Source organism: Lentzea sp. NPDC058450, from assembly GCF_042721395.1.
Lineage (GTDB): Bacteria > Actinomycetota > Actinomycetes > Mycobacteriales > Pseudonocardiaceae > Lentzea.
In genome coordinates, this window is record NZ_JBHXLO010000045.1 from 61,197 (window position 1) to 72,560 (window position 11,364).

An 11,364-nucleotide genomic window follows, 5' to 3' on the forward strand; every position below is an offset into this window, starting at 1 on the left:
CGTCAGACCTGGCCGAGCGACTTGTCGTTGTGCAGGAAGAAGTTCGGGCTGGCCCACTGGAACGAGATGCCGCGCCGCTCCGTGGTCGTGCCGCCGTCCTTCTTCGTGTACTGGACGACGACTTCCCAGTAGAAGCCTTCTTTTTCGTTCGCCTCGACGACCTTGGCTTCCTTGATGCCGTTCCAGAAGTTCTGGAAGCCGTTGTAACCGCCCGAGTAGGTGCCCTGGAAGTTGCCGTTGCCGAACTTCCAGGCGTCCTCAGGCGACGTGGGCGCGGTGCTGAAGTAGTCGTTCAGGAAGCCGCGCATGTCGTCGGGGGACGGCTGGGTCGTCCACTGGCCCGCCTTGCCGGCGGACTTCTGCGGCGTGGACGGCTTCGTCGGGTCGTTGCCCTTGGTCTGCTCGGTCGACGTGCTGGACCCGGCGTTGTTGTCCGTGCCACCGCCGGTCTTGTCGGAGATCATGCTCGCGAACATGATCCCGATGACCGCGGCCGCGACGATGGCGAGCGCGGTGATGACCGTCGACTTCTTGTTCTTCGAGACCGACGACAACGCCGAGGGCCGCGAGGGCTTCGGGCGCTGCGAGTACTGCGGTGCGGCGGCCGGGCGGTGGTTCGACTGAGGCTGCTGCGCCGTCCGCGGCGGCGGCGTGTGCATGTCGACGCGCGTCGCGTTGGGCGGAGGCGGCGGAGCCTGCTGGTGGCCGTGCGGAGGCGTGAGGGCCCTCGTGGCGGCCTGCTGCTGCGGCTGCTGGATGGGCGCGCCACGCCACGACGGCGGGTGCGTCGGGGCGACCACGGCGGGCGTGAAGGCAGGCGCGGCCTGTCCGTTCGCGACGGCCGCGAGCGCGTCCCTGGCCTCGGCCATCGTCGGCCGGTCCTCGGGCTCCGCCCGCAGCAGGCGCATCAGCAGCGCCGTCAGCGGACCCGCGTTGCGCGGCGGGTTCACCTTGCCGGACGCGACCTTGTGCAGCAGCGCGATCGTGTTCTCGCTCAGCCCGAACGGCGGCTCGCCCTCGATCGCCGCGTACAGCGTCGACCCCAGCGAGAACACGTCCGACGGCGAGCCCGGGTCGTAGCCCTTCGCCACCTCGGGTGCGAGGTAGGCGGGGGTGCCCGCGAGCATGCCCGTCGCGGTCACGGTGACGTCACCGGTCGCGCGCGAGATGCCGAAGTCGGTGATCTTCACGGTGCCGTCGTCGCCGAGCAGCACGTTGCCCGGCTTGATGTCGCGGTGCACGATGCCGGCGTTGTGCGCGGCGGCCAGCGCGGAGGCGACCTGCATGCCGATCGACGCCACGTCGCGCGGAGGGAGCGTGCCACGCTCCGACAGCACCGCGGAGAGGCTCTTCGACGGCAGGTACTCCATGATCAGCCACGGCTGGCTGTCGTCCTCGGCCACGTCGTAGACGGCGACCGCGTGCGGGTGCTGCAGGCGTGCCGCGATGCGGCCCTCGCGCATGGCCCGTCTCTTCGCCTCGTCCGTGTCGGACTCGGCCAAGCCGGGCTGCAGGAGGAGCTGCTTGACCGCGACGGTGCGGTGCAGACGTTCGTCGTGTGCCGTCCAGACGACGCCCATGGCGCCACTGCCGATCCGCTGGCTCAATCGGTAGCGACCAGCGACCAATCGGCCATCATCGGTCACAGTTGCTCCCCGCTGTGCGGTCATGTGCTCTCTGTTCAACGGCTGATCACACCTTCGGGTTCAGCTCACCCCATTAGGTGTGGGTACCCACCTTACGAGATTTCTACGGCCTAACGACGCTTAGCCCTGTGCTGGAGGCGGCGGGCTCGAACTACCGGCGTTCGACGACGGGGCCGTTGTGGTCGTCGTCGTTGTGGTCGTCGTAGTCGTGGTCGTTGTGGTCGTCGTCGTGGTGGTGGTTGTCGTAGTTGTAGACGTCGTTTCCCGGGTCGTCGTTGCCTCGGGGGTGGTTGTGGTCACCTCGGGCAACGAACTCGTCGGAACCACCGTCTGCGAGCTGCTCGCGGGCGGTGCCGAGGGCGTGTTCGGTTCCTTGTTGAAGACCCCGAGCGCGATCATCAGACCACCGATGACCAGCAGCAACGCCAGCACCACCGCCGCGATCACCAGCGGCTGGTTGTTCTCCTGAGCCCTGGCCGGCGCCATCGGCGGAGCGGTCCGCGGCGGTGACGTGCGGGGTGCCGGGCGAACCACTCGGGTCCGTTCCGGCTCCACGATCGTCGTCGGGTCCGGCCCGGCCACCACCGACAGCCCGGTGAACGACGGCGAGCGGTCGTGCGCCACGGCGTTCAGCACGTCGCGCGCCTGTGCCATGGTCGGCCGGTCTTCCGGCTCGAAGTTCAGCAGGTACAGCAGCGTGTCGGCGAGCGGGTGGTCGACGGTCGGCGGGTTGATCCGCCCGGCCGCGACGGCGTGCAGAACACCGAGAGTGTTCTCGCTCACTCCATAGGGCGGTTCGCCCTCCATCGCGGCGAACAGCGTCGAACCGAGCGAGTAGACGTCCGACGCGGGCGTCGGGTCCGAGCCGCGGGCGATCTCCGGCGCGAGGTACGCGGGCGTGCCGGCGATCAGGCCGGTCTTGGTGACCGTGATGTCGTCGGACGCGCGCGAGATGCCGAAGTCGGTGATCTTGACGACGCCGTTCTCGGCGATCAGCACGTTGCCGGGCTTCACGTCGCGGTGCACGATCCCGGCCGCGTGCGCCGCCGCGAGCGCCGCCGCGCACTGGGTGCCGATGCTCGCGACCTCGACGGGGTCCATCGGCCCGCCCTCGGCCAGCGCGTCGGCGAGGCTGTAGGACGGCAGGTACTCCATGACCAGGCACGGGACGCCGTCTTCCTCGACGACGTCGTACACGGCGATGGCGTTCGGGTGGTGCAGCTTGGCGGCGATGCGGCCCTCGCGCATGGCGCGCTGGATCGCCTCGTCCTGCTCCTTCTCGTCCAGGCCGGGCGCCAGCAGCAACTGCTTGATGGCGACCTCGCGGCCGAGGCGTTCGTCGTGGGCTCGCCAGACGATGCCCATCGCGCCGGAGCCGATGCGGTCGAGGAAGCGGTAGCGGTCGGCGATCAGACGGCCGTCCGATGTTCCGGACGTCGTCACAAGCTCACCTCAGGGGTGCGCGAAGGCGTGACTGCGGCAACGGCAGCAGGTCCCACGCTCGTGCTCCTCGTGCGGTAGTCAGCGGGTCGTCCGGAATGCCCGCACAGGGTACCTGCCGAGGGCCGCCGCTGAGCTACCTGTCGTGCTTCAGTTCGCCGGGGCGAAGAAGTCGAATCCGCCGACGGTGTCGCCCACGGTGTTGAGCACCGGGTCGAGGAGGCCGAGGTCCACGCTCACGTCGACCGGGTTCGAGGTCGGCGGCAGCGCGGTCTCGGACTTCGGCGGCGTGGTGCTGTTGCTCGGCGGCGGCGGGGTGGTCGACGAGCTCGGCGGCGCGGGCGTCTCGCTGGACGGCGGCGTGCTCGGGGTGCTCGTCTCGGTGGACGTCGACGGCGTCGTGGAGGTCGAGGTCTCCGTGGACGGCGTCTGCGTCTGCTGCGTCGTCGGGCGCTTCTGCTCGGTCTGGACGTACGGCGCGACGCGCGTCGTCGGGTCCGAGGTCGTCGTCTCCGCCTGCTGCGTCTCGGTGGCGTCGGCCTGCTGCGTCTTGTTCGACGGCAGCTTCACGACGCCTTCGGTGCCGGCGCTCGCGCCACGGGCCTGGGCGCGCTCGTCGAACCGCACCTCGGCGAGCGGGCGCTCGTCCGGCGAGGACAGCCACGAAGAGGCCGCGAAAGCCACGGAACCGCAGATGATGACGCCACCGCTGGCCGCGGCGGCCAGCTTGCCGACGGTGAACCCGCCGCGCTGCGTGTCGTCGGCACGGCCTTCACGGCGCAGCAGCTCGGTGATGTGCAGCTCCTTCATGGGCTGCTTCTTGAGCTTGCCGGGCACCTTGACCGGCTTGAACTTGACCGTCGGCTCGAACGCCTCGGGGGTGATGTCGTCGGTGATCACCGGGATCTCCGCGGTCTCCGCCTCGCGGCGGGCGATCAGCTCGGCGACCGACAGCTGTCCGGTCGACTCAGCGGATCCGGTCAACCGCCGACGATGGTCCTCAATCGACACCGCTCGTTCACCCTTCCAAGTTCGCGTTCGCGCACTGGCGGGAACATGGATACCGAATCGTGACCGGAGATGTAACCCCTTCGGGGGAATTTTCACGATCGAAACAGGGTTTCAGAGACGAACGGTCACCGTTCGACTGCGAACGGCGATCCCAGTTGGGCGCGGCCTAACTCCGCTGCGCCGAAAGGACCTCGGTGCCGACGATCCGCGGCTGAGTGGTTGACGTGAGCCAGAAGAGCTGCTCGATCCGCAGCCAGCTGCCGTCCGCCTCCTGCATGGAGACGACCGCGAGCACCGATCCGTCCGGCCGCACCGACGTCTGGTCGACGTTGACCGTCTTGATGGTTCCCCAGGACTTCACGAACTCGGCGGGGCTCGCGCCGACCAGCTCCGGCGAGAGCAGCTTCGCCGCCGCACCGGGCTTGGTCGTGAGCAGCTCGTAGAACTTCTTCACCACGTCCACCTGCGGCAACGGGCCGACCGAGACCTCGGGCGTGGCCGGTTCGGCCGTCTCCTGAGCGCTCGTCTCGAGCAGCAACGCGGACGGCTGCGGCATGGGCACGACGGCGTCGGTGGTCTGCGCCGGCGGGCGTTCGTTCGGCAGCTGGGCGGAGAGGACGTCGGGCCGCAGGGCGCTCGACCCGGACAGCGCGACGGGCCGTTTGGAGACGGGCACACCGGCGTTGTCGGGGCGCTTGCCCGCGAGGATCGCCGCGCCCGCGATGGACGAGACGAGCACGATCGCGCCCGTCAGCAGCCCGGCGACCCGGCCGATCCTGCTCGGCTTGGCGTCGCGCCTGCGGCGACCGGGCACGACGGGGATCACGGCCGTCGTCGCCGTCATGGTCTCTGTGGGGCCGAGCAGGGACGTGACCAGGGCGTCTGTGGCGGCATCCTCGTTGGAGAGGATGCGGATGGAGGTCGGCTGCTGCTTGATCAGCTCGGCCACGCTGATCGAGCCGGCGCGGTTGTGCCGCCGTCCGGTCGTCGCCGCGGGACGCTGCACTGCTCTGGTCCTCCGTACTGTCCGTGTTCACCTGAAGACGTACCGTGGCGTCGCGTGAACACGCCAGTGTCCGGGTGAACTTCATCCGTCCGTGGCGGTCAGCGGCGCTCAGCGAACGCTCAGCGGTGCTACTTACTACGTTCGGTAGGTCCGGCCGTGACCTTTAGCCACTTCAGCCTCCGAGCTTCAACCGTTCACCGTTGATGAGCGGGAGGTCCCCGAGCGTGAAGCTGAGCTCGCGCTGTTCGGTGCTGACCGAGCCGTCCTTCTTCGTCACCTGGAGCAGGCTCACGGTGAGGCCCTTGGCCGGGTCGACGGCGATCTCCTTCACCTCGATCAGCGAGATGTCGGCGAGCCTGCCCTCCAGCAGGGCGTCGGCGTTCGAACGCACGGTGTCCGTGGTCATGGCCAGCGCGGTGTCGGCGTTCGTCGCCATCTCGCGGTAGAAGTGCTCGGTCTGCGCGGCGATCTTGCCGCCGTCGACCACGGGGGCCTGCGTGACCGGCACGGTCGTGATGACCGGCGGCGCCGACCCGGACGGCTTGGGGGCGGGCGCGGAGCCCTGGCCGGTGCCCGTGCCCGCGGGGGAGGACGTGCGGGTGCCCGTGCCCGGCACCGGGGCGCCCCTGCCGGTGTTCGCGGCGGACGGCTTCGTGCCCGTGGCGGACGGACTGGTGCCGCCGGTGGGCAGCGCGGAGATCATCGGCACGTCCGACGGGTAGCCGGGCAGGCCGACCGTCTCGACCTCGCCGCCCCCGCCGACCAGCTTGGCCGCGGCGACGCTCAGACCCACGAGCACGAGCACCGAGGAGACGACGGCGAACCAGGCGGCGCGCTTCCAGGTGCGCGGCGGCGTGACCGACGCGGGCACCAGGCCGATGTTGAACTTGCGCAGGCCGTCCGTGTCCTGCAGCGGGTCGATCTGGCGGCGGCGGGGCAGCGGGATGCGATCGCCCCCGACGACGGGCCGCTGCGGCGGCGCGATCCCGTCGTCGAGTCGATGTTTGCCCGGCAGTTCGTCCATCCCGACACCCCTCTGCGACGCAATCAGAGTAGGGCCGTCTGGAGGTACCCAACCAACCAAAAGGGGGTGTTCAGGACGAGTGACACTCGTTCGTGTGGAGTTTCTACCTCGGCGGGAGTTGCGCTTGACCGCTGTTCAACTGCTTGCGGGTGTTCTGCACGCCGTTGAGCGCGATCAGGCCGCTGCCGCCGGCGATCAGCGCACCGACGACGTCGGCGCCCAGCGAGGCGCCACCGGTGATCAGCAGGCCGATCACGGCACCGGCGGTCGCGATGATCGCGGTCTTCCAGCGGCTGCGGACGAACTGTGCGACAGGTGCTCCGGAAAGGCCCTTCTTGTTCGCGGCCGAACCGAGCATGCCCAGGTAAGCGTCGTGCGCCAAGGCGGCGAGCAGGCCGGCGATGGCGATCAGTGCGGCGATGAGGCCCATGACTCCAGTGTGCCCTCAGATTTTTTCGTTGGACCATCCGTGATCGCCCTGATATCCGATTCGGGTGGACATGTTCTGGCACGACGACTGCCTCGAGCACGACGCCGGCGAGGGTCTCTGGGAGCTGCCGGGCTCCTGGCCGTGGCTCGACGTGGCCGAACCGCACCCGGAGAACGCGGCACGGTTGCGCACGTTCCGGCACGCGCTGATGCACGGCCCCGTGGCGCCGCACCTGACGTGGCACGAGGGGAGGCAGGCGTCCGTTGACGAGCTTCTGCGCGTGCACACGGCTGGGTACCTGGACTCGTTGCGCGTGTCCGAGCGTGTGGCGCTGGAAGTGAACACGGTCGTGGGGCCGGAGACGTGGCGTGCGGCGTGCGCGGCGGCGGGAACGGCGTTGGCGGCGTTGGAGTCCGGCGCGCCCATCGCGTACGCGCTCGTGCGGCCACCGGGCCACCACGCGCAGCCGGACATGGCGGACGGCTACTGCTTCGTGAACAACGCGGCGCTGGTGGCGGAGACCGCGCGGCGCCAGGGGAAGCGGGTCGCCGTCCTGGACTGGGACGTGCACCACGGCAACGGCACGCAGGAGACGTTCTACGACCGCCCGGACGTGCTGACGATCTCGGTGCACATGCGGCACGGAGCGTGGGGCACGAACCATCCGCAGACGGGCGCACCATCAGAAGTGGGCGCTCAAGGCAGAAACGTGAACATCGAACTGTCGCTCGGTGCGGGCGACACGGCGTACATGCGCGCGCTCGACGAGATCGCCTTCCCGCTGCTGCGCGACTTCCAACCGGATCTGCTGGTGTGCGCGTCCGGGTTCGACGGGTCGGCGTTCGACCCCAACGGCCGGCACAACCTCACGGCGGACGGGTACCGCGAGATCGGCAGGAGGGTGGCGTCGTTCGGGACGCGGGTCGTGCTCACCCAGGAGGGCGGCTACCTGCGCGGTTACTCGGCGTTGTGCCTGCACGCGCTGGTCGAGGGGCTGCTGCGGCTGCCGGAGCCGTTGCTCGCCGACCCGCTGGCCTACGTGCCGGACGACACCCAGCTGGTCGACGCCGACTTCGAGCGCGTGCGCGCGGCGCTGAGGCCTTTTTGGCCCGGCGTGCTGTGACGCCGGGCCACCACTGGTGGAACTACCTGCCGAGCGGGCCGCGGCCCATCTTGAGCAGGATCATCGCGAGGTCCTTGCCCTCGGGGCCGAGCGGCTTGTAGCGGTTGAGCACGTCGATCTCGCGGTTGTGCACGATCTTCGTGCCGCCGGCGGCCATGCGGGCCGCGCCGATGATCTTCGATACCTCGACGCGCCGTTGCACGAGGCGAAGGATTTCCGCGTCGAGGTGGTCGATCTCCTCGCGCAGCTCGTTGATGTCGGGTTCGGTGGTGGTGTCCATCATTGGTGACCTCTCGGGGAACTTCGAGTCCTTGGCCCGGAAGCAGCGAAGCCCCGGGGTCCGATGGACTCCGGGGCTTCGTGGTGGCTTTGTCAGCGCTGGACGACCACGGGAGCCGGAGTCCGGTTCCCGTAGAAAAACTCGAAGTACGTCGCGCGCATGGCCCTAGTCTGCCACAGAATGACTTCCTAGGCTGCCGTCGTCTCACATAGCGACCACCGGGAGTCACGTTGAAGACCGCATTGGGCGTAACCGCCGCTCTCGCGCTGTCCGTCGCGGTCCTGCCGGCCGCCTCGGCCGGTCCGGCCGTCTCGGCGGAGCCTGACTTCGCCTCGATCGCGCTCACCCCGGGCAAAGGCTGGTCCGGCACGGGCAGCTGGAGCACCAGACCGGGGCAGTACCGGCAGGAGTTCACCGTCGGCATCACCAACATCGCGGGCCACGAGGAACGGGGCCTCGACCTCTTCGTCTCGTTCCCGACCGACCGGCTCGAGGTCACCTCGTACGAGGGCCGCGACTGGAACTGCTGGGACGTGAACGACGGTCCCGGCGCCGAAGGAATCAGGTGCACGCAGAACCACCTGATCGTGGACAAGGAGGCGTGGCCGGCGCTGAAGATCCACACCAGCGTCGTCAAGTGGGAGCACTACAACGACAGCATCGACGTGTACGCCGAGGCAGGAGGTCACGCCAAGGTGCACGCCGGGCAGTTGTTCAAGATCGACACCAGCACCTGACCGAACAGGTTTCTCGAACACATGGTCGGGCGGTACCGGATTCGTCGGTGCCGCCCGGTACCGTGGATGGACGATGAGCGCCTTGTTCGACTTGCCCTCAAGTCCCCCCGTTTCCCGCGCGGGCCACCTGCTCGACGACCTGAACCCCGCGCAGCGCCGTGCCGTGGAGCACGCCGGTTCACCTCTGCTCGTGGTGGCGGGCGCCGGCTCCGGCAAGACGCGCGTCCTCACCCGGCGGATCGCGTACCTGCTCGCGGCACGTGACGTGCACCCCGGCGAGATCATGGCCATCACGTTCACGAACAAGGCCGCCGCCGAGATGAAGGAGCGCGTCGCCGACATGGTGGGCGCGCGCGCCCGTTCGATGTGGGTGTCGACGTTCCACTCGATGTGCGTCCGGGTGATGCGCCGCGACGCCAAGGTCCTCGGCATGTCATCGAACTTCTCGATCTACGACAGCGACGACACCCGCCGCCTCATCACCCTCGTCGCGCGAGACCTCGACCTCGACCCGAAGAAGTACGCGGCCCGCACCCTCGCCGTGCACATCTCGAACCTCAAGAACGAGCTCGTCGACCCGGAGACCGCCACCGCCCAGGCCACCAACGACCTGGAACGCCGCGTGGCCGAGGTCTACACGGTCTACCAGCGCCGCCTGAGCGAGTCGAACTCGCTCGACTTCGACGACCTGATCATGAGGACCGTCGAGCTCCTCCAGACGTTCCCGGACGTGGCCGAGCACTACCGCCGCCGCTTCCGCCACGTCCTGGTCGACGAGTACCAGGACACGAACCACGCGCAGTACACGCTGGTGCGCGAGCTCGTCGGCAAGGCAGGCGGCGAGATCCCGCCCGCCGAGCTCTGCGTGGTGGGCGACGCGGACCAGTCGATCTACGCCTTCCGCGGCGCGACGATCCGCAACATCGTGGAGTTCGAGCGCGACTACCCGGACGCCACGACGATCCTGCTGGAGCAGAACTACCGCTCCACCCAGAACATCCTCACGGCAGCGAACGCCGTCATCTCCCGCAACCCGAACCGCCGCGACAAGTCGCTGTGGTCCGATCTCGGCGAGGGCGAGAAGATCGTCGGCTACGTGGCCGACAACGAACACGACGAAGCCGCGTTCGTGGCCAACGAGATCGACCACCTGGTGGACAGCGGCGAGGTCAACAACTCCGAGATCGCCGTCTTCTACCGCACCAACAACCAGTCGCGGGTCTTCGAAGAAATCTTCATCCGCCTGGGCCTCCCGTACCGAGTGGTCGGCGGCGTGCGTTTCTACGAGCGCCGCGAGGTCCGCGACGCCCTCGCCTACCTGCGCACTCTCGCCAACCCGGAGGACACGGTCTCCCTCCGCAGAATCCTCAACGTCCCGAAACGAGGAATCGGCGACCGAGCGGAAGCCTGCGTCGCGACCTACGCCGAACGCGAACGAATCAGCTTCGCCGCAGCCCTCCGCGAAGCCGTGGAAGACCGAGTCCCGCTCCTGAACCCGCGCTCCCGCAACGCGATCGCGGGCTTCGTGGAAATGATGGACCAACTGGGCGAAATGGTCGCGCGCGAAGACGACGTCGCCGACATCCTCGAAGCAGTCCTGGACAAGACCGGCTACCGCACCGAACTGGAAGCCAGCGAGGACCCCCAGGACCACACGAGGATCGAAAACCTCAACGAACTGGTCACCGTCGCCCGCGAGTTCACCGAACTGGAACTCCCGGAAGGCGCGGACCCGGTCCCGTCCCTGCCGGCGTTCCTGGAGCGCGTCTCCCTGGTCGCAGACGCGGACTCGATCCCGGACGCGGACTCCGACGGCGTCGTGACCCTGATGACGATCCACACCGCCAAAGGCCTCGAATACCCGGTCGTCTTCAGCACGGGCTGGGAAGACGGCGTCTTCCCGCACATGCGAGCCCTGGGCGATCCAGCAGAACTGGCAGAAGAACGCCGCCTCGCCTACGTGGGCATCACCCGAGCCCAAAGGCGCCTCTACCTCTCCAGGGCCCTGGTCCGCTCGGCCTGGGGCCAGCCCTCGGCCAACCCGGCCTCCCGCTTCCTGGGCGAAATCCCACAGGACCTGCTCGACTGGCGCCGAGTGGAACCCTCCCGCTCAGCCCCGACAGCAGCCACCACCTGGGGCCGCTCAGCCTCCTCGGGCGGCATAGCCTCCCGAGGCCTGACCCGCCCGGCCCCGGGCAAAGCGGGCTGGAAAGACGCCCCGGCCATGAAGCTGGAAGTGGGCGACCGAGTGACCCACGACAAGTACGGCCTGGGCCGAGTAGTGGCGGTAGACGGCGCGGGCCTGCGAGCCACCGCCACGATCGACTTCGGCGGCTCGGGCACAGTCCGCCTGATGCTGATCGGCAGCGTCCCGATGACAAAGCTCTAACCAGCCAGCGTCACAACACAAAGGCCTGCGCCCCAGCCCGCAAGGGCAGGGGCGCAGGCCTTTGTGCGTCAGAGACGAGATGAGGGATGAGCTAGCCAACAGGGATCCAGCGAGGCCGAAGGCAAGCCCGACAGAGCGCGCAGACCCCAAGCACGCCTGATCATCAGCGATGCCGAAGGCGAGCCGTCCTTCCTCGAAGAGTCTGGGTGGGGTGGCTTCGTCACGAGTCGTGCCACAGCTCTTGCTGCATCAGAGGAGGGGTGGGGGGGGGCGGGGGA

Annotated in this window: 10 protein-coding genes; 3 read left to right on the top strand and 7 right to left on the bottom strand. The window is 68.8% G+C overall.

Features of this window, described 5'->3' with window-relative positions; translation table 11 throughout:
• Positions 1-2 precede the first annotated feature (2 nt).
• The 6 genes from ACFWNN_RS41985 to ACFWNN_RS42010 form a co-directional block, all read right to left on the bottom strand.
• On the bottom strand, positions 3-1,607 hold the full coding sequence (locus ACFWNN_RS41985; protein WP_382445562.1) for a protein kinase: 1,605 nt from the start codon (positions 1,605-1,607) through the stop codon (positions 3-5).
• Between the two features lie 159 nt (positions 1,608-1,766).
• Positions 1,767-3,089, bottom strand: coding sequence for a serine/threonine-protein kinase (locus tag ACFWNN_RS41990; protein WP_382445563.1), 1,323 nt, complete (start codon positions 3,087-3,089; stop codon positions 1,767-1,769).
• A 147-nt stretch (positions 3,090-3,236) separates the two neighbouring features.
• Complete coding sequence (locus ACFWNN_RS41995; protein ID WP_382445564.1) at positions 3,237-4,070, bottom strand: hypothetical protein; 834 nt, start codon at positions 4,068-4,070, stop codon at positions 3,237-3,239.
• Positions 4,071-4,263: 193 nt separating this feature from the next.
• Positions 4,264-5,103, bottom strand: coding sequence for a hypothetical protein (locus ACFWNN_RS42000; RefSeq protein ID WP_382445565.1), 840 nt, complete (start codon positions 5,101-5,103; stop codon positions 4,264-4,266).
• 172 nt (positions 5,104-5,275) lie between these two features.
• Positions 5,276-6,127 (bottom strand): hypothetical protein, encoded by an 852-nt coding sequence (locus tag ACFWNN_RS42005; protein WP_382445566.1) that lies wholly within the window; start codon positions 6,125-6,127, stop codon positions 5,276-5,278.
• A 103-nt stretch (positions 6,128-6,230) separates the two neighbouring features.
• A complete protein-coding gene (locus tag ACFWNN_RS42010) occupies positions 6,231-6,557 on the bottom strand; it encodes a hypothetical protein (protein ID WP_382445567.1) in 327 nt (108 codons plus the stop codon).
• Between the two features lie 70 nt (positions 6,558-6,627).
• Between ACFWNN_RS42010 and ACFWNN_RS42015 the strand changes: the two genes are divergently transcribed.
• Positions 6,628-7,680 (top strand): histone deacetylase, encoded by a 1,053-nt coding sequence (locus ACFWNN_RS42015; protein WP_382445572.1) that lies wholly within the window; start codon positions 6,628-6,630, stop codon positions 7,678-7,680.
• A gap of 22 nt (positions 7,681-7,702) precedes the next feature.
• Here ACFWNN_RS42015 and ACFWNN_RS42020 read toward each other — a convergent pair whose 3' ends face one another.
• Complete coding sequence (locus tag ACFWNN_RS42020; protein WP_382445568.1) at positions 7,703-7,963, bottom strand: chorismate mutase; 261 nt, start codon at positions 7,961-7,963, stop codon at positions 7,703-7,705.
• A gap of 227 nt (positions 7,964-8,190) precedes the next feature.
• On the opposite strand from ACFWNN_RS42020, the gene ACFWNN_RS42025 reads away from it, so the two are divergent.
• Together ACFWNN_RS42025 and pcrA are read left to right on the top strand one after the other, a co-directional pair.
• On the top strand, positions 8,191-8,697 hold the full coding sequence (locus ACFWNN_RS42025; RefSeq protein WP_382445569.1) for a hypothetical protein: 507 nt from the start codon (positions 8,191-8,193) through the stop codon (positions 8,695-8,697).
• 73 nt (positions 8,698-8,770) lie between these two features.
• On the top strand, positions 8,771-11,086 hold the full coding sequence (pcrA, locus tag ACFWNN_RS42030) for a DNA helicase PcrA (RefSeq protein WP_382445570.1): 2,316 nt from the start codon (positions 8,771-8,773) through the stop codon (positions 11,084-11,086).
• Positions 11,087-11,364 lie beyond the last annotated feature (278 nt).

Coding starts and splice junctions, on each gene's coding strand:
- ACFWNN_RS42005 (WP_382445566.1), bottom strand. CDS start 6,127: ATGGACGAACTGCCGGGCAAACATCGACTCGACGACGGGATCGCGCCG.
- ACFWNN_RS42010 (WP_382445567.1), bottom strand. CDS start 6,557: ATGGGCCTCATCGCCGCACTGATCGCCATCGCCGGCCTGCTCGCCGCC.
- ACFWNN_RS42015 (WP_382445572.1), top strand. CDS start 6,628: ATGTTCTGGCACGACGACTGCCTCGAGCACGACGCCGGCGAGGGTCTC.
- ACFWNN_RS42020 (WP_382445568.1), bottom strand. CDS start 7,963: ATGATGGACACCACCACCGAACCCGACATCAACGAGCTGCGCGAGGAG.
- pcrA (WP_382445570.1), top strand. CDS start 8,771: ATGAGCGCCTTGTTCGACTTGCCCTCAAGTCCCCCCGTTTCCCGCGCG.